The organism is Dyadobacter sp. 676 (assembly GCF_040448675.1).
Lineage (GTDB): Bacteria > Bacteroidota > Bacteroidia > Cytophagales > Spirosomataceae > Dyadobacter.
Window position 1 is genome coordinate 2,459,013 of record NZ_CP159289.1, and the last position, 16,950, is coordinate 2,475,962.

The 16,950-nt window shown below is 46.6% G+C and carries 30 protein-coding genes; all 30 read right to left on the bottom strand.

Features of this window, described 5'->3' with window-relative positions; translation table 11 throughout:
• Window positions 1–3: 3 nt before the first annotated feature.
• Window positions 4–336, bottom strand: coding sequence for a septum formation initiator family protein (locus ABV298_RS10980; protein WP_353722160.1), 333 nt, complete (start codon window positions 334–336; stop codon window positions 4–6).
• A 59-nt stretch (window positions 337–395) separates the two neighbouring features.
• Window positions 396–1,667: a phosphopyruvate hydratase gene (eno, locus tag ABV298_RS10985; RefSeq protein ID WP_353722161.1), complete on the bottom strand. Its 1,272-nt coding sequence runs from the start codon at window positions 1,665–1,667 to the stop codon at window positions 396–398.
• Between the two features lie 167 nt (window positions 1,668–1,834).
• The gene (carA, locus tag ABV298_RS10990; protein ID WP_353722162.1) at window positions 1,835–2,941 is read right to left on the bottom strand and encodes a glutamine-hydrolyzing carbamoyl-phosphate synthase small subunit; all 1,107 of its coding nucleotides are present in this window, start codon (window positions 2,939–2,941) and stop codon (window positions 1,835–1,837) included.
• Between the two features lie 151 nt (window positions 2,942–3,092).
• The gene (gene rplQ / locus ABV298_RS10995; RefSeq protein WP_353722163.1) at window positions 3,093–3,647 is read right to left on the bottom strand and encodes a 50S ribosomal protein L17; all 555 of its coding nucleotides are present in this window, start codon (window positions 3,645–3,647) and stop codon (window positions 3,093–3,095) included.
• A gap of 70 nt (window positions 3,648–3,717) precedes the next feature.
• Window positions 3,718–4,707 carry a DNA-directed RNA polymerase subunit alpha gene (locus ABV298_RS11000; RefSeq protein WP_019941751.1) on the bottom strand — a complete coding sequence of 330 codons (990 nt, stop codon included), beginning with the start codon at window positions 4,705–4,707 and terminating at the stop codon, window positions 3,718–3,720.
• A 134-nt stretch (window positions 4,708–4,841) separates the two neighbouring features.
• Window positions 4,842–5,447 carry a 30S ribosomal protein S4 gene (rpsD, locus tag ABV298_RS11005; protein ID WP_353722164.1) on the bottom strand — a complete coding sequence of 202 codons (606 nt, stop codon included), beginning with the start codon at window positions 5,445–5,447 and terminating at the stop codon, window positions 4,842–4,844.
• Between the two features lie 87 nt (window positions 5,448–5,534).
• On the bottom strand, window positions 5,535–5,930 hold the full coding sequence (rpsK, locus tag ABV298_RS11010) for a 30S ribosomal protein S11 (protein WP_015813813.1): 396 nt from the start codon (window positions 5,928–5,930) through the stop codon (window positions 5,535–5,537).
• Window positions 5,931–5,971: 41 nt separating this feature from the next.
• Window positions 5,972–6,349 (bottom strand): 30S ribosomal protein S13, encoded by a 378-nt coding sequence (rpsM, locus tag ABV298_RS11015; protein ID WP_353722165.1) that lies wholly within the window; start codon window positions 6,347–6,349, stop codon window positions 5,972–5,974.
• Between the two features lie 5 nt (window positions 6,350–6,354).
• Window positions 6,355–6,471 carry a type B 50S ribosomal protein L36 gene (gene ykgO, locus ABV298_RS11020; RefSeq protein ID WP_015813811.1) on the bottom strand — a complete coding sequence of 39 codons (117 nt, stop codon included), beginning with the start codon at window positions 6,469–6,471 and terminating at the stop codon, window positions 6,355–6,357.
• A gap of 39 nt (window positions 6,472–6,510) precedes the next feature.
• On the bottom strand, window positions 6,511–6,729 hold the full coding sequence (gene infA, locus ABV298_RS11025; RefSeq protein ID WP_015813810.1) for a translation initiation factor IF-1: 219 nt from the start codon (window positions 6,727–6,729) through the stop codon (window positions 6,511–6,513).
• A 13-nt stretch (window positions 6,730–6,742) separates the two neighbouring features.
• On the bottom strand, window positions 6,743–7,540 hold the full coding sequence (map, locus tag ABV298_RS11030; RefSeq protein WP_353722166.1) for a type I methionyl aminopeptidase: 798 nt from the start codon (window positions 7,538–7,540) through the stop codon (window positions 6,743–6,745).
• Window positions 7,541–7,542: 2 nt separating this feature from the next.
• Window positions 7,543–8,856 (bottom strand): preprotein translocase subunit SecY, encoded by a 1,314-nt coding sequence (gene secY, locus ABV298_RS11035; protein WP_353722167.1) that lies wholly within the window; start codon window positions 8,854–8,856, stop codon window positions 7,543–7,545.
• 60 nt (window positions 8,857–8,916) lie between these two features.
• A complete protein-coding gene (rplO, locus tag ABV298_RS11040) occupies window positions 8,917–9,363 on the bottom strand; it encodes a 50S ribosomal protein L15 (RefSeq protein WP_353722168.1) in 447 nt (148 codons plus the stop codon).
• A gap of 12 nt (window positions 9,364–9,375) precedes the next feature.
• Window positions 9,376–9,555, bottom strand: a complete 180-nt coding sequence (rpmD, locus tag ABV298_RS11045; RefSeq protein ID WP_015813806.1) for a 50S ribosomal protein L30 — start codon at window positions 9,553–9,555, stop codon at window positions 9,376–9,378.
• 33 nt (window positions 9,556–9,588) lie between these two features.
• On the bottom strand, window positions 9,589–10,104 hold the full coding sequence (gene rpsE / locus ABV298_RS11050; RefSeq protein ID WP_015813805.1) for a 30S ribosomal protein S5: 516 nt from the start codon (window positions 10,102–10,104) through the stop codon (window positions 9,589–9,591).
• 14 nt (window positions 10,105–10,118) lie between these two features.
• Window positions 10,119–10,472 carry a 50S ribosomal protein L18 gene (gene rplR / locus ABV298_RS11055; RefSeq protein ID WP_353722169.1) on the bottom strand — a complete coding sequence of 118 codons (354 nt, stop codon included), beginning with the start codon at window positions 10,470–10,472 and terminating at the stop codon, window positions 10,119–10,121.
• A 47-nt stretch (window positions 10,473–10,519) separates the two neighbouring features.
• Window positions 10,520–11,077 (bottom strand): 50S ribosomal protein L6, encoded by a 558-nt coding sequence (gene rplF / locus ABV298_RS11060; protein ID WP_353722170.1) that lies wholly within the window; start codon window positions 11,075–11,077, stop codon window positions 10,520–10,522.
• 21 nt (window positions 11,078–11,098) lie between these two features.
• Window positions 11,099–11,497 (bottom strand): 30S ribosomal protein S8, encoded by a 399-nt coding sequence (gene rpsH, locus ABV298_RS11065; RefSeq protein WP_026350532.1) that lies wholly within the window; start codon window positions 11,495–11,497, stop codon window positions 11,099–11,101.
• A gap of 77 nt (window positions 11,498–11,574) precedes the next feature.
• Window positions 11,575–11,844, bottom strand: coding sequence for a 30S ribosomal protein S14 (gene rpsN / locus ABV298_RS11070; protein WP_015813801.1), 270 nt, complete (start codon window positions 11,842–11,844; stop codon window positions 11,575–11,577).
• A gap of 29 nt (window positions 11,845–11,873) precedes the next feature.
• On the bottom strand, window positions 11,874–12,428 hold the full coding sequence (gene rplE / locus ABV298_RS11075; protein WP_353722171.1) for a 50S ribosomal protein L5: 555 nt from the start codon (window positions 12,426–12,428) through the stop codon (window positions 11,874–11,876).
• Between the two features lie 72 nt (window positions 12,429–12,500).
• Window positions 12,501–12,842 (bottom strand): 50S ribosomal protein L24, encoded by a 342-nt coding sequence (gene rplX, locus ABV298_RS11080; protein WP_353722172.1) that lies wholly within the window; start codon window positions 12,840–12,842, stop codon window positions 12,501–12,503.
• A gap of 41 nt (window positions 12,843–12,883) precedes the next feature.
• Window positions 12,884–13,252 carry a 50S ribosomal protein L14 gene (gene rplN / locus ABV298_RS11085; RefSeq protein WP_015813798.1) on the bottom strand — a complete coding sequence of 123 codons (369 nt, stop codon included), beginning with the start codon at window positions 13,250–13,252 and terminating at the stop codon, window positions 12,884–12,886.
• A gap of 2 nt (window positions 13,253–13,254) precedes the next feature.
• Window positions 13,255–13,518: a 30S ribosomal protein S17 gene (rpsQ, locus tag ABV298_RS11090; RefSeq protein ID WP_353722173.1), complete on the bottom strand. Its 264-nt coding sequence runs from the start codon at window positions 13,516–13,518 to the stop codon at window positions 13,255–13,257.
• 14 nt (window positions 13,519–13,532) lie between these two features.
• Window positions 13,533–13,727: a 50S ribosomal protein L29 gene (rpmC, locus tag ABV298_RS11095; protein WP_015813796.1), complete on the bottom strand. Its 195-nt coding sequence runs from the start codon at window positions 13,725–13,727 to the stop codon at window positions 13,533–13,535.
• A 39-nt stretch (window positions 13,728–13,766) separates the two neighbouring features.
• Window positions 13,767–14,195, bottom strand: a complete 429-nt coding sequence (gene rplP, locus ABV298_RS11100; RefSeq protein WP_015813795.1) for a 50S ribosomal protein L16 — start codon at window positions 14,193–14,195, stop codon at window positions 13,767–13,769.
• Between the two features lie 44 nt (window positions 14,196–14,239).
• Window positions 14,240–15,067 (bottom strand): 30S ribosomal protein S3, encoded by an 828-nt coding sequence (rpsC, locus tag ABV298_RS11105; RefSeq protein WP_353722174.1) that lies wholly within the window; start codon window positions 15,065–15,067, stop codon window positions 14,240–14,242.
• A gap of 19 nt (window positions 15,068–15,086) precedes the next feature.
• A complete protein-coding gene (rplV, locus tag ABV298_RS11110; protein WP_090152025.1) occupies window positions 15,087–15,461 on the bottom strand; it encodes a 50S ribosomal protein L22 in 375 nt (124 codons plus the stop codon).
• A 50-nt stretch (window positions 15,462–15,511) separates the two neighbouring features.
• Window positions 15,512–15,790, bottom strand: coding sequence for a 30S ribosomal protein S19 (rpsS, locus tag ABV298_RS11115; protein WP_353722175.1), 279 nt, complete (start codon window positions 15,788–15,790; stop codon window positions 15,512–15,514).
• A 10-nt stretch (window positions 15,791–15,800) separates the two neighbouring features.
• Window positions 15,801–16,625 (bottom strand): 50S ribosomal protein L2, encoded by an 825-nt coding sequence (gene rplB / locus ABV298_RS11120; RefSeq protein ID WP_353722176.1) that lies wholly within the window; start codon window positions 16,623–16,625, stop codon window positions 15,801–15,803.
• A 37-nt stretch (window positions 16,626–16,662) separates the two neighbouring features.
• Window positions 16,663–16,950, bottom strand: a complete 288-nt coding sequence (gene rplW / locus ABV298_RS11125; protein ID WP_015813790.1) for a 50S ribosomal protein L23 — start codon at window positions 16,948–16,950, stop codon at window positions 16,663–16,665.

Genomic DNA, 16,950 nt, shown 5'->3' on the forward strand with positions numbered 1-16,950 from the left:
GCGCTACTCTTCCTTTTTACTTTCGACAGGCTGATTGTTTTCGTCCACAATCACATATACTTCTTCGTTGGGCCGGCGCATCATAAATTTTTCGCGCGCCCATTTTTCAAGCATTTTCGGATTTCCGAAAACTTCGTTCCGCTCTTTTTTGACCTCGCGGATCTTTTCCTGAAGAATCGCCTTCTCCTTTTCGAGGTCTTTCATCTTCATGCGGTTCGCCATCACGATCCGGATATTGTTGTTGTCGAGGAACAATACCCATACGAGCCACACGACGAACGTAGCGATATAGAAGTTCTTTAATGTGTGCAGAGACCAGAATGAGTGGTTTTTCATCTCGAAATGCCCTGAAACGAGAACCGGAGCACTGGGCTCCGGCTCTTATATGGTTTGAATTAGAATTTCAATCCTGGGAAGTATGCGCTTTCACCCAGTTCTTCTTCGATGCGGAGAAGCTGGTTGTATTTCGCCATACGGTCGGAACGTGAAGCCGAGCCGGTTTTGATCTGGCCGGTGTTCAATGCAACCGCGAGGTCAGCGATGGTCGCATCTTCCGTTTCACCTGAGCGGTGCGACATGATGCTCTTGTAGCTGTTGCGTTTTGCAAGGTTTACCGTATCGATTGTCTCCGTCAGAGAACCGATCTGGTTTACTTTCACCAATACCGCGTTCGCGATTTGAGATTCGATGCCTTGTTGCAGACGGTTTACGTTGGTTACGAACAAATCGTCGCCCACCAGCTGGCATTTTTTGCCGATCGAATCTGTCAAAGTCTTCCAGCCGGCCCAGTCGTCTTCGTCCATACCGTCTTCGATCGAGATGATAGGATATTTAGCTACCCACTGAGTCCAGTAGTCAGCCATTTCGTCGGAGCTCAGCTTGCGGCCGTCCGATTTTTTGAAGTGGTACAGACCGTCTTCGTAGAATTCCGAAACGGCGGCGTCCATCGCGATGAAGATTTCTTCACCTGGCTTGTAGCCTGCTTTTTCGATCGCCTGAAGCACAACCTCGATAGCCTCTTCGTTGGATTTGATATTGGGAGCAAAACCACCTTCGTCACCTACGTTGGTCGAGTAGCCTTTGCTTTTCAGTACGGTTTTCAAAGTATGGAAAACCTCCACGCCCATGCGCAATGCCTGCGAGAATGTATCCGCTTTGGCAGGCATGATCATGAATTCCTGGAAGTCGATGGAATTGTCCGCGTGGCTACCGCCATTGAGGATGTTCATCATCGGTACGGGCAATGTGTTGGCATTAGTACCACCTACATAGCGGTACAATGGAAGGTTTGCTTCCTGTGCGGCGGCTTTCGCAGCAGCCAGTGAAACACCAAGGATAGCATTCGCACCCAACTTACCTTTGTTAGGCGTACCATCCAGTTCCAGCATAATTTTATCGATAAGGTTCTGCTCGAATACGGAGCAACCGATCAGTTCAGGGAAAATGATGTCGTTTACATTCTCAACCGCTTTCAAAACTCCTTTTCCAACGTAAACGCTCTTGTCGTTATCGCGAAGCTCAACGGCCTCGTGCTTACCGGTTGAAGCTCCGGAAGGGACAGCAGCACGTCCCAGATAACCATTCTCGGTACGAATATCAACTTCTATTGTGGGGTTTCCTCTTGAATCCAGAATTTGTCTTGCATGTACTGACTGAATCGTACTCATTTGCAGCTTGTGGTTTGATTAAAAATTGGAATATGGTTAACGGTACAAAATAACGCAAAAAAAATCGTCATCCATAGACTCCCCTTGATTTTCGGTGGATCAACAATGCGTTAAGTCTTGCCAAAAGAAAATCCCTCCGCGCTCAGGCAGAGGGATTTAATATATTCTTATTTCGCTTCGCTTAGCAATTTGATAAACTCGTCGAACAAGTACCGCGAATCGTGCGGGCCGGGCGACGCTTCCGGGTGGTATTGCACCGAAAATGCCGGATAATCCTTTCTACGGATACCTTCGATGGTCTTGTCGTTCAGGTTAATGTGTGTAACCTCGATGTCCGGGTGGCTTTCGATCTCGTCGGGCTTTACCGCAAAGCCGTGGTTTTGTGAAGTAATCTCGCAAAGCCCCGTAATCAGGTTCTTCACCGGATGGTTCAAACCGCGGTGGCCGTGATGCATTTTGTAAGTATTGATTCCACTTGACAATGCGAGTAACTGGTGGCCAAGACAGATACCGAAAAGCGGCTTGGCCGTTTCCACCATTTGAGATACGTTCTCAACCGCATAAGGCATCGCCGCGGGATCGCCCGGACCATTCGAGATGAAGAAGCCATCGGGGTTCCATTTCATTACCTCTTCATAAGGTGTTTTGGCAGGGAAGACCTTACAGTAGCAACCTCTTGAAGTCAGGTTGAGCAGAATGCTCTTTTTAATACCATAATCCATTACGGCAACGCGCCATTTGGCGGTAGCCTCATCGCCCATATAGTAAGGCTCCTCCGTTGTTACTTCCGATGAAAGCTCCAATCCATCCATCGAAGGGATTTTCTTCAGTTCTTTCATGAGCTCCACCTCGTCGAGGATCTCGGTCGAGATAATGGCGTTCATTACTCCCTTCTCGCGCACGTGACGCACGAGGTGACGTGTGTCCACGTTGCTGATGCCGACGATATTAGCCCTTTCGAAATACTCTTGCAGAGAGAAATCAGCGGTGTCGCGTGAATAGATCTGTGAGAAAGTGTTACAAACCATCCCGCGGATCTTAACCGAGCCAGATTCCTCCTCGTCTTCCAGCTGCACGCCGTAGTTACCGATGTGCGAGTTGGTATTCACGATGATCTGACCGTAATAGGAAGGGTCTGTGTAAATTTCCTGGTAGCCGGTCATGCCCGTATTAAAGCAAATTTCGCCACCTGTGGTTCCACTTTTACCCAAAGCGAGTCCTTTGTATGCTGTTCCGTCTTCTAGCAACAACAGAGCTTCCTTTTTCTGATTCATATTATGGTTTAATCTGTTTTCCGGGCCGTTTTGCGATATTTCGAGGCGGCCGGTTCAATTTTGGTGCAAAAATACGATTTTTCACTCATAAAAAAAGGGTTAAACGAGACCGTTCAACCCTTTCATATATTTCAATTTCCGATTACCAAAACTATTCCTTTTCAGTTTCGCCTGGTGTTTCTTCTGTTTTCGAAGCTTCTTCCTCAGCCGGAGCCTCAGTTTCCGCTACGATCGGATGATCTTCTTTTTTCACCGGAGCAGCTTCCACGGCGCCCTCGGCTTTCTTGCCGCCTCTTCTGCTGCGACGAGTCTTGGCAGGTTTATCGGCGTTGGCAAGCAACAGTGCATCATTGAAATCAACCAGCTCGATCAATGCGGTTTCAGCCGCGTCACCCAAACGGTTACCGAGTTTGATGATACGGGTGTAACCACCGGGGCGGGATGCGATTTTATCAGAAACGACACCGAAAAGCTCTTTTGTAGATTCTTTGTCGTTCAGGTAAGAGAATGCTACCCTTCTGTTGTGAGTAGTATCTTCTTTCGCACGAGTCAGCAGAGGCTCAACGAACTTGCGGAGTTCTTTCGCCTTTGCGAGGGTTGTTTCAATTCTTTTGTGAAGGATCAACGAGGAAGCCATGTTTGAAAGCATCGCCTTGCGGTGTGATGCGGTTCTTCCCAGGTGATTGTCCTTTTTACCGTGTCTCATTGTTTTGTTGTTTAGTTGCTTCGAGCTGCGACTGGCGCGCTACAGAATACATACTTATGATGGAATTTAATTAATCCTCGTCCAGACGGTACTTTGACACGTCCATTCCAAAAGTGAGCTGTTTGTCGGCCACGAGTTGTTCCAGCTCGGTGAGCGATTTCTTACCGAAGTTCCGGAATTTCATCATATCCGAAATTTCAAGTCTTACCAGATCACCCAGCGTTTTCACGTCAGCGGATTTCAAACAGTTGTAAGCGCGTACCGAGAGATCCAGTTCGGACAATGACGTCTTCAACAGTTTTCTCATACGCAGCATTTCCTCATCAACCTGATTGTCTTCCTCAGCTTTCTGCTTCTCAAACGTCATCGTTTGGTCAGAGAACAGCATGAAGTGTTGGATCAGAATATTGGCAGCGCCTTTCAACGCATCCTCCGGGTGGATGGAACCATCGGTCTGAATGTCGATCAAAAGACGTTCGTAGTCGGTACGCTGTTCAACACGCGTGTTTTCAACGCTGTATTTCACATTTTTAATAGGCGTATAAATCGAGTCTACCGCGATGTAGCCGAACGGAAGCTCATTGGCCCGTGGCTCGTCTGCCGGTACGTAACCTCTACCTTTATCCAAGAGAAGTTCCATTTCGAACTCCTTTTGATCATCTATGTGGCAAATGACCAGATCCGGGTTCAAAACCTCGAATGCACTTGTAAACTTGCCAATGTCCCCGGCAGTGATTACCGATACATTTTTGAGGTTTACAACTATCCTACTTTCACTCAGGTCAGAAACTTTTTTAAAACGAACCATTTTCAGGTTCAGGATGATTTCCGTAACATCCTCAACTATACCTTCGATAGAAGAAAATTCGTGAAGCACGCCTGGGAACTTCACACTCGTGATGGCATAGCCTTCCAAAGACGAAAGGAGAATTCTACGCAACGCATTACCAATGGTTACGCCGTATCCTTTCTCTAAAGGCTTAAACTCAAACAACCCGTGAAAGTCGTCTGCTTTCTCCATGACGACCTTATCAGGCATTTGGAAAGCTAATATTGACATAGTCCTTGCTCCTTTTATAGTAGTAAATGATAGTTGATCACGCTACCTTACCTTTGCGATCGCAAAAATTGTGCTGTTGCCAGCAAAAAAGCACTACCCCGAATATTCGGGGAGTGCATGTAATATGAAGATTATTATTTAGAATACAATTCAACGATCAGCTGCTCGTTGATGTTTTCCGGAATTGACTCGCGGTCAGGGAATGTAACGAACTTGCCAGACAATTGCTGACCGTCCCATTCCAACCAGTTAAAACCTTTGGAACTATGTCCTGCCAGGCTATCTGTTACAGCTTCGAGCGATTTTGATTTCTCACGAACGGTAACAACCTGTCCTGGACGCAATGAGTAAGAAGGGATGTTCACCACTTCACCGTCAACCAGGATATGCTTGTGCGACACGAGCTGGCGGGCAGCACGACGTGTAGGAGCGATACCCAAACGGTAAACTGTATTATCCAGACGGGCTTCACAGAATTTCAAAAGGTTTTCACCGGTGATTCCGTCTTTTACAGAAGCTTTCTCAAACAGGCTACGGAATTGTCTTTCGAGGATACCGTAGATGAATTTCACTTTTTGTTTCTCAGCCAATTGCAGAGCGTACTCCGATTTCTTTGACCGACGACCCTTTCCGTGCATTCCAGGAGGGTAATTTTTCTTTGCAAGCGCCTTGCTTGGGCCCATGATGGGCTCTCCGTAACGTCTTGCGACTTTGGTTTTGGGACCTGTATAACGTGCCATTAAAACTATTTGTTTACTAAATTGATAAAAACCATTCTGTAACCCCAGTGTCCAAATTACGAATGGGTACCGTTACGGTACTAACTACTATACTCTACGACGTTTTGGAGGACGGCATCCGTTGTGCGGAAGCGGAGTGATGTCACGGATAGTGGTCACTTCGATACCTGCATTCTGGATGGTACGGATCGCCGACTCACGGCCCGATCCCGGTCCTTTTACGAAAACCTCAGCTTTACGCATTCCGAGGTCGAACGCAACCTGAGCTGCGCTCTGTGCAGCAGTTTGCGCTGCGTATGGTGTGTTCTTTTTAGAACCACGGAATCCCATTTTACCGGCAGAACCCCAGGAGATAACTTGCCCGTTGCTGTTGGTAATCGAGATGATGATATTATTGAAAGAAGCCTTGATGTGAACCTGACCAACAGGCTCGACAACAACCACTCTCTTTTTTGCTTTATCTTTTCTTTTATTCTGTGCCATTGCTCTTCGAATAAGTAGTGGATCACTCCACCGCTCACTATTTATTTAGTAGCCTTTTTCTTGTTAGCGATTGTTTTGCGTTTACCCTTACGAGTACGTGAGTTGTTTTTCGTTCTCTGACCACGCAAAGGCAATCCTTTACGGTGACGGAGGCCACGATAACAAGCGATATCCATAAGACGCTTAATGCTCAACTGAACCTCAGACTTAAGAGCGCCTTCTACTTTGTATTCCCCGGCAATAACCCCACGGATCGCACCAGACTCTTCGTCGGTCCAGTCGATCACTTTTTTATTCAAATCAACACCCGCCTTTTCGAGGATTTTCTTAGCCGAGCTACGGCCGATCCCGAAAATATAAGTCAATGAGATTTCGCCTCTTTTGCGATCTGGAATGTCTACTCCTGCAATACGTGCCATAATTATTATCCTTGTCTTTGTTTATACCGTGGGTTCTTCTTGTTAATAACGTACACTTTACCCTTCCGGCGGATAACCTTGCAGTCCTCGCTGCGTTTCTTTACTGATGCTTTGACTTTCATCTGATTAAACTAAGTGTTAATTTAAGGTAATCGATCCCCTTACTTGTACCGATATGTAATCCGGGCTTTCGATAGGTCGTAAGGAGACATTTCCAGCTTTACTCTGTCACCCGGCAATATTTTGATATAGTGCATTCTCATTTTACCCGAGATGTGCGCTATCACTTCATGCTTGTTCTCTAATACAACACGAAACATTGCGTTTGACAATGCTTCGAGAATTACTCCGTCTTGTTCGATTGATGCTTGTTTTGCCATTCGTAGCTTTCTGTTACTGTACTTCAACCATAAGGCTGGTGTTGGCCGTCACTTTTTCAATGTAATCGAATGTTGTCAGAATCTCTGCCTTTCCCTTTCTCACTACCACGGTATGTTCGAAATGCGCGGAATACTTTCTGTCGTTAGTCCGGATCGTCCAGCCGTCGCGCTCCTGCACTACTGCTTTCGCTCCCAGGTTAATCATCGGCTCGATAGCAAGAACCATGCCTTCTCTCAACCGGATCCCCTTTCCACGCTTTCCATAGTTGGGTACCTCTGGCGCTTCGTGCAAATCTCTTCCTACTCCGTGCCCAACGAGCTCTCTTACTACAGTGTAACCGCGTTCCTCGACATAGCTTTGTACCGCATGGCCAATGTCCCCGATCCGAAGTCCGTCTACCGCCTGTTCGATTCCCTTGTAAAGCGAACGTTTGGTGGCCGTGAGGAGGTTCATCACCTCTTTGGAAACTTCACCTACCGGGTAAGTGTACGCGCTGTCGCTGTGATAGCCATTCAGCTTAACCCCGCAATCGATGGAAACGATGTCCCCCTCTTTTAGCACGTAGCCCCCGGGAATCCCGTGGACTACTACTTCATTGACCGATATACAAAGAGAGGCCGGAAATTTGTTGAATCCCTTGAACGAAGGGATTCCACCGTTATCTCTGATATATTCCTCGGCAACCGCATCCAACTTCCCGGTTGTAACTCCCGGCTTTACCCAGGTAGCTACTTCCGCATGTGCTTTGCCGAGCAGTTGAGCACTAACCTTTATCAGGTTGATTTCCTCTTCTGTTTTAAGATAAATCATTATCAGATTGCTACGCTCTCGGTACGTCCTTTTACACGTCCCGACTTCATCAAACCTTCGTAGCGGCGCATCAGCAGGTAGCTTTCAACCTGTTGCAAGGTATCCAGAACCACCCCTACCATGATCAGCAACGAAGTTCCTCCGAAGAAGTGAGCGAAGTCGGTCGAGATACCCAGAAGGCTTGCGAATGCAGGCAAAGTAGCCACTACTGCCAGCATCAATGCACCAGGGAAGGTGATACGGTCGAGCACAGAGCTGATATACTCAGATGTCTGCTGACCTGGTTTCACACCCGGGATAAACCCGCCTCCACGCTTCATATCATCAGCAATCTGCTGAGGGTTTACCGAGATCGCGGTATAGAAGAACGTAAATACAATAATCAATACTGCGAACAGGAGATTGTATTGCCAGGTCGTGTAATTAGCGAAAATCGTTGCTACGTTGCTGGCGAAGTCACTTTTCTCAGCGAAATAAGATGCACCCAGTGAAGGGATGAACATCAAAGCCTGCGCAAAAATGATCGGCATTACACCTGCCGCATTCAATTTCAATGGCAAATATTGACGCTGACCACCCATCACGCGGTTACCTACCACCTGCTTCGCATACTGAATAGGAATCCGGCGAACGGCCTGGGTCAACATTACCGCGCCCATAATTACAAAGTAAAGGGCAACGATTTCCAATACGAACAATAGGATCTGACCACTACCCCTTGATACGAATTCCTTGTAGATCGCACCCGGGAAACGCGAAACGATACCGATCATGATCAGCATCGAAATACCGTTACCGATACCCTTGTCCGTGATTCTCTCACCGAGCCACATACAGAACATTGTACCCGCCGTCAGCACGAATACCGACGAAACGGTGAACATGCTTCTGGAAACCAGAAGAGCCTCGTCAGGTACGGTCGTATTCAAATAAGCAGTACCTTGAACAAGTGTAACAACGATAGTCAGAACCCGGGTAATCTGGTTCAGCTTTTTACGGCCTGATTCCCCCTCCTTCTGCATCTTCTGGAAATATGGCAGCGCCATAGTCAACAGCTGGATCGCAATGGAAGCGGAGATGTAAGGCATGATACCCAACGCAAAAATGGACGCTTTGCTAAAAGCGCCACCTAAGAAAGTATCCAGCAACCCCAACAACCCTGCGGAGGATACATTCATTTGATCAGGTTCTACACCTGGCAACGCAACGTAAGACCCCAACCGGAAGATCGTTATAAACAAAAGAGTGTTGAGAATACGTGTTCTCAACTCCTCAATCGCAAATATGTGTTTTATAGTCTCTAAAAATCGTTTCATCTTCTGGGCTTACAACGCTCTGTTCAAAGTAAACAAATTCTGTCGGGTATCGCAGCTAAATTACAATTTAACTGCTTTACCACCTGCCTTCTCGATCGACTCGATAGCCGAAGCGGAAAACCCATGAGCCTGAACTTCAACCGCAGAAGTGATCTGACCTCTGTTAAGGATCTTAACCAGGTCGTTCTTTGCGCTGAGACCATTTTCACGAATCAGATCCAACGTTACTACCGCAGCTCCGGTTTTCTCAACTAACGCCTGGATCGCATCCAGGTTCAACGCCTTATATTCAACGCGGTTGATGTTATTGAAACCGAATTTAGGCAAACGTCTTTGCAGAGGCATCTGACCACCTTCGAAGCCCAGCTTGCGGCTGTAACCTGAACGCGACTGCGCTCCTTTGTGTCCACGTGCAGCAGTGCCTCCTTTACCGGAGCCCTGGCCACGTCCAACCCGCTTTCCTACCTTAACGGAACCAGCAGCCGGTTTTAATGAACTTAAATTCATACTATTCGTATATTAAATTTCTTCAACTTTAACCAAGTGGCTTACCTTGCGGATCATTCCCGCGATGGCATCGCTGTTTTCTTTCTCAACAGACCGGTTCAGTTTACCAAGACCCAACGCTTTGATCGTCAGTTTTTGCTTCTCAGGGCGGTCAATTGTGCTCTTAACTTGTGTAATACGTACTTTTGACATGATTACTCTCAGATTGAGGATAATCCCGAAGGATTATCCGTTGAATACTTTTTCCAATTTAACGCTGCGTTGGAAAGCAACCTGATGCGGAGCTCTCATTTTCAAAAGAGCGTCAATTGTAGCCTTGATTACGTTGTGCGGGTTCGATGAACCTTTGGATTTCGCAAGTACGTCTTTGATACCTGCGCTTTCCAGCACTGCGCGCATCGGGCCACCAGCCAGTACTCCCGTACCAGGAGCAGCCGGCTTGATCAGAACGAAACCACCGCTGAACTTACCTTCCATTTCGTGTGGAACGGTATGTTTAAGCATCGGAATTTGGATCAGGTTTTTCTTAGCATCGTCAATTCCTTTGGCAATCGCGTCGGTTACCTCGTTGGCTTTGCCCAATCCGTAACCTACAACTCCGTTTCCGTCTCCCACTACCACGATGGCAGAGAAGGAGAAACGGCGACCACCTTTTACTACTTTTGCTACCCGGTTGATCGCTACAACGCGCTCTTTCAGGTCAGATTCGTTAACCTTTGAAGGTCTTGTATTTGTAGACATAGTCTTTGTTATACTTAGAATTTCAGGCCACCCTCACGAGCTCCGTCGGCCAATGCTTTTACCTTACCATGATACAAATATCCGTTACGGTCAAAAACTACTGCCTGGATACCTGCTTCCTGCGCTTTTTCAGCGATTTTCTTACCTACCTGGGCAGCAACAGCAATATTTGCATTCTCTTTTCTGCCTCCCAGCTCTACCGACGACGCACTTACCAGGGTAATCCCTTTGATATCGTCGATAATCTGTGCGTAGATGCTTGTGTTGGAACGGAAGACCGAAAGTCTCGGGCGCTCCGCGCTTCCCTTCACTCTTTTACGGATGTGAAGTTTCAGGCGCTGTCTTCTATCTGCTTTTACGTTAGCCATCTTTAATCTTATCTTACTTGTTTATAACATTGATCGGTGGCTACGCACTATTTCTTAGAAGCAGACTTACCTGCCTTACGACGGACCACTTCACCAACAAAACGGATACCTTTTCCTTTGTAAGGCTCAACTTTACGAAGGGATTTGATTTTCGCTGCTACTGCACCTATCAGTTCCTTGTCGATACCTTCGAGGATCACCTTAGGATTCTGACCTTTTTCCGAAGTCGTAGAAACCTTGATCTCTGACGGGATCGCCATGAAAATATTGTGTGAGTAACCCAATTGAAGTTCGAGAACATTGTTCGTCGAGCTCGCTTTGTAACCTACCCCGATAATTTCAAGCTCACGCTTGTAACCTTCGCCTACACCGATCACCATGTTGTTCAACAGGGAACGGTACAGGCCGTGTAATGCTTTATGACGCTTCTGTTCTGTAGGGCGCTTTACTTTCAGCTCGCTTCCTTCAACCTCAACAGTGATGTCGCTGTCAACAGCCTGGGTAAGTGTGCCTTTCGGGCCTTTTACAGATACTACGTTATCTTCTGCAACCGTTACGGATACTCCCGCGGGCAAAGTGATAACTTTATTTCCTATTCGTGACATTTCCTGAATAACTTTTAAATATTAATACACGAAACATAACACTTCACCACCCACATTCAGTGTCTTAGCTTCCTTATCTGTCATTACACCTTTCGATGTAGAGATAATCACTGTTCCTAAGCCGCCCAATACACGTGGCAATGTTGATGAACCTGAATATTTACGTAGTCCAGGCTTACTAACCCTCTCCAATTTTACAATTGCAGATTGCTTTGTCACAGGATTGTATTTCAAAGCGATCTTGATAACTCCCTGAGGGCCAACCTCGTCGAATTTATAGCTTTGAATGTACCCCTTGTCAAAAAGTACCTTTGTAATCTCTTTTTTTATGTTGGATGCAGGTATCTCAACAACCCGGTGCTTCGCTTTGATAGCGTTTCTGAGTCTCGTCAGATAGTCTGCTATGGGATCCGTTAACATGTTTATGCCAAGTTTAAACACCCCCTTTTAAACGGGAGTGCAAAGTTAAGTAATTGAAATCAGAATTGAAAGTATTCTTACCAACTTGATTTTGTAACTCCTGGAATTTTTCCATCTGACGCCATATCGCGGAAGAGTACCCGGGAAATTCCGAATTTACGCATATAACCGCGAGGTCTTCCGGTGATTTTGCACCGGTTGTGCAGGCGTACAGGAGAAGAGTTACGTGGTAACTTGTCAAGACCAACCCAGTCACCGGCAGCTTTCAACTTGCTACGTTTTTCAGCGTAGCGCTCTACTAGCGCTTGTCTTTTTCTCTCCCGTGCTTTTACTGATTCTTTTGCCATTGTCGGTAAATAATCTTTGTAGTATTTTCTTATTTATTCGCGTTGGTGAAAGGCATTCCTAATGCTTTCAGCAATTCGTAGCTCTCTTCGTCAGAGTCGGTGGATGTCACGAAGGTGATGTCCATACCGCTGATCTTGCTTACTTTCTCGATGCTGATTTCAGGGAAAATAATCTGCTCTTTCACACCGAAAGTATAATTTCCACGTCCATCGAATCCTTTATCGCTGATACCTTTGAAGTCACGTACACGTGGCATTGCAACGGTAGTAAGGCGGTCAAGGAATTCGTACATCCGGTCGCCGCGAAGCGTTACTTTCGCTCCGATTGGCATATTCTCACGCAACTTAAAGTTAGAAACCGCCTTTTTGGAAAGTGTAGCTACCGCTTTCTGTCCTGTAATGAGGCTAAGTTCTTCCACACCGGTGTCAACAAGTTTCTTATCTGCAACAGCAGCTCCGATTCCCTTATTGATTACAATCTTTGTCAGGCGGGGAACCTGCATGCTTGATTTGTACTGGAATTTCCCCTTCAATTGCGAAACGATTTCGCTAACGTATTTCTCTTTTAATCTGGGCGTTGCCATGTTTGAAAGTGATTATGTGGATTGCCGACCCACTGGCTTATATAAATTCGGCAGCTTTCTTGAAAATCCGGATTATAAAAGGTTTCCGGATTTTTTCGAATAGCGCTGCAGTTTTCCTTTGTCGTTCGCTTTGCGGCCTGTTCTTGAAGCTTCTCCTGTTTTAGGGTCCACTACCATCAGGTTGCTGATGTGAATAGCGCCTTCGCGTTTTTCGATGCTTCCCTGTGGATTTTGCGCATTTGGCTTAATGTGCTTGGTGATCATATTCACACCTTCCACGGTTGCTCTCTGTTTTTCTACAAGCACTTTGGTGATTACGCCTGTTTCGCCTTTTGCGTTACCTGAAATCACTTTCACGGTATCACCTTTGCGAACGTGCAATTTGGCCGGTGCCTTTTTATTTGTACTTTCCATTGAGGTATTCTCTTAACAGTTTAAAGAAATACTGATGTTTCTTACAACACTTCTGGTGCCAGCGATACGATCTTCATGAACTGCTTCTCGCGCAATTCGCGGGCAACCGGTCCGAAAATACGTGAACCGCGTGGCTCATCGTTGTTGTTCAATAAAACTGCCGCATTATCTTCAAACCGGATGTAAGTTCCATCTTTGCGACGTACCTCTTTTTTAGTACGTACAACCACGGCTTTGGAAACCGTTCCTTTTTTCATGTTGCTCGAAGACAGAGCGGATTTCACCGTCACGACGATCTTATCGCCCACCGAAGCATAACGCTTTCCAGTTCCGCCCAATACCCGGATTACGAGTACTTCTTTCGCGCCACTGTTATCGGCTACTGACAGTCTTGATTCTTGTTGTACCATGATTACTTCGCTCTTTCAAGGATTTCTACTACTCTCCAACGCTTGTTTTTGCTAAGCGGACGAGTTTCCATTACACGGATAGTGTCGCCAATACCCACATCGTTTGTTTCGTCGTGAACCATCAGTTTGGTAGTTTTAGTCATAAACTTACCATACTTCTCGTGCTTCACTTTACGCACTACGGTGATCACGCAGGACTTGTCCATTTTGTTGCTCACCACTTTGCCAATTCTCTCTTTACGTAAATTTCTTACTGTTGCCTCCATAATTTCTAAACTGTTTACTGTTGGTTAGATTTAGCCGACAGCTCGGTTAAGAGTCTTGCAATTTCCTTACGTGAGGCGCGAATACGCAGAGGGTTCTCAATTGGAGAAATAGCATGCGCAAATTTCAACCGGAGTAAGCGCTCTCTCTCTTGGGCGATCTGCTCTTTAAGCTGATCCTGCGACAGATTCTTTATTTCTTTACTAGTCATTGCTTTTGATAATTAGCGGTTCTAAATACGTTCGGACTATTATGCTTCCTGATAATCCCGGCGTACGACGAACCTTGTCTTGATTGGCAACTTTTGTGCAGCCAAACGCAATGCTTCGTTTGCAGTATCCAGCGCTACACCAGTCGCTTCGAAAATGATAGTTCCAGGCTTAACAGGAGCTACCCAATACTCAGGCGCACCTTTACCTTTACCCATACGAACCTCAGCAGGTTTTTTGGTAATCGGCTTGTCAGGGAATACACGGATCCATACCTGACCTTCGCGTTTCATCGCACGTGTTACCGAGATACGAGCTGCTTCGATCTGACGGGCAGTCAACCAACCTGGTTCCAGTGCTTTTATTGCAAACGATCCAAAAGCGATCTCATGTCCGCGGGTCGCCAGACCACGATGCGAACCTTTGTTCTTCTGTTGTTTGCGAAATTTTGTCCTTTTCGGCTGTAACATGATTCTAATCTATTTGAACCGGTGTGATACCGGAAAGTATCTGATTACTTCTTCTTGTTCTTGTTGCGTTTGCGACGATCTGCGTCTCCGCCACCGCCTTCCCCACGTGGAGCACCGTCGTTTCTGTCACGACCACCTCTTCTGTCGCCACGTCCGCCACGGTCGTTACCGCCACGGTCGCCACCTTGCGCGCTTCTTTCAGCTCTGTCTGATGCTGCGGTTGCTGCACTTGGAGTAAGGTCACGCTTTCCGTACAATTCACCTTTGAAGATCCATACTTTAATACCGATCTTACCGTAGATAGTTTGTGCTTCGGAGATAGCGTAATCGATGTCCGCTCTCAATGTATGCAAAGGAATACGTCCTTCTTTGTATTCTTCTGTACGGGCCATTTCAGCACCACCCAGACGACCTGCCAAACGGATTTTGATTCCTTGTGTTCCTACACGCATTGCAGAAGCGATCGATTGCTTCATCGCACGACGGTAAGAAATACGAGCCTGCAATTGCTGAGCGATAGCTTCACCTACCAGTTTCGCATCGATTTCAGGGCGTTTGATTTCGTAGATGTTGATCTGAACATCCTTGCCTGTAATCTTTTTAAGCTCTTCTTTGATTTTATCAACTTCGCTACCACCTTTTCCGATCACGATACCCGGACGGGCAGTGTGGATCGTCAATGTGATGCGTTTCAATGTACGTTCAATAACTACTTTTGAAATCGATCCTTTCGGGATACGTGCTTTGATGTAGTTACGGATTTTCTCGTCTTCAACCAGTTTGTCAGAGAAGTCTTTTCCTCCGTACCAGCTAGATTCCCATCCTCTAACAATTCCTAGTCTCAGACCTATCGGATTAACCTTTTGTCCCATTCGAAATAGATCGTTTTACTTATGATTCGATTACTGCTTCATTTACTGACACCGACGCGTCGTCCACCACGATTGTGATGTGGTTGGAACGCTTACGGATTCTGTGTGCTCTTCCCTGAGGTGCAGGGCGCAAACGCTTCAACATACGTCCACCGTCGATGAATACGGTTTTAACGATCAGGTCAGCGTCTTCCAGTTTCGCTCCCTCGTTCAGTTGCTGCCAGTTGGCAACAGCCGAAAGAAGCACTTTGTGCAAAACCGGCGATGAAGCTCTCGGTTGGAATTTCAAAAGTGCCAACGCTTTGCTGACCTTCTGTCCGCGAATCATGTCGGCCACCAATCTCATCTTACGAGGAGAAGTAGGCACATCCTTTAATATAGCTCTTGCTTCCATGTTTCTTTTCAGATATCGGCTCGTCCGTTAGGACCAGCTACGTCGACAAATTATTTTCTTCCTTTATCTTTTTTTGCGGTGTGGCCACGGAAGTTACGGGTTGGAGAGAACTCGCCCAGTTTGTGTCCTACCATGTTTTCAGTCACATAAACCGGGATGAACTTGTTCCCGTTATGAACTGCGAATGTGTGCCCGATAAAATCAGGCGAAATCATTGAGCGCCGCGACCATGTCTTGATCACCGATTTACGCGAAGAGTTGTTCATCGCTTCAACTTTGGCTTCAAGACGGAAGTCGATATATGGTCCTTTTTTTAATGAGCGTGCCATGTTTTACTGCTTATTTTTTACGACGGCTGATAATCAATTTCTCAGAATGCTTGTTGCGGTTACGTGTCTTGAGACCTTTCGCGAACTGACCATTTCTAGAACGAGGCTGACCTCCTGACGAACGGCCCTCACCACCACCCATCGGGTGATCAACAGGGTTCATAGCAACACCACGTACGCGTGGACGACGTCCCAACCATCTTCTGCGACCCGCTTTCCCAAGCGAAACGTTCATGTGGCTAGCATTGGAAACAACTCCAACCGTTGCGATACAGGTTGAAAGTACCATGCGCATTTCGCCCGATGGCATTTTCAGTACCGCATATTTACCTTCTCTTGCAACCAGCTGCGCGTAAGCACCGGCGCTTCTTGCAAACTGACCACCTTTACCAGGCGTCAATTCGATATTGTGTACGATCGTACCGATTGGCATCGCTCCCAGCGGAAGGGCATTTCCAACCTCAGGAGCCACTGATGCGCCGGACACGATAACTTGTCCAACTTTCAGGCCGTTTGGTGCGATGATGTAACGTTTTTCTTCGTCTTCAAACTGGATCAGGGCGATACGCGCTGAACGGTTTGGATCGTATTCGATCGTAAGGACAGTAGCGGGAGCGTCAAAACGATTTCTTTTGAAGTCGATAACGCGGTATTTTCTTTTGTGACCGCCACCAATATATCGCATGGTACGATGTCCCTGGCTGTTACGACCACCTGTTTTCTTGATGGTTTCCAGAAGACTCTTCTCAGGCTTCGACGCGGTGATCTCCTCGAATGTAGGAGCCGAGCGGAAACGCTGACCAGCACTTGTAGGTTTTAATTTTTTAACTGCCATTTGCTATTAACTCGTCTAATGATTTGAAATCGTTCAACTAGGCTTCTCCGTAGATATCGATGGCTTCGCCCTCGGCTACTGTAATGATCGCCTTTTTGATAGTTGACGTTTTTCCAGTGACAAACTTACCTCCCGATGTGCGGGATTTGCTTTTACCAATGCTGCGCATGGTGTGAACGCTCTCTACGGTAACCCCGAACAGTTTCTCAACAGCTTTCTTGATCTCTACCTTGTTTGCAGTAAGGGAGACTTCGAAAGCGTATTTACCTTGACCACCCTGAGCCGTTACCTTTTCAGTAATAATCGGACGTTTCAGTACACTCAT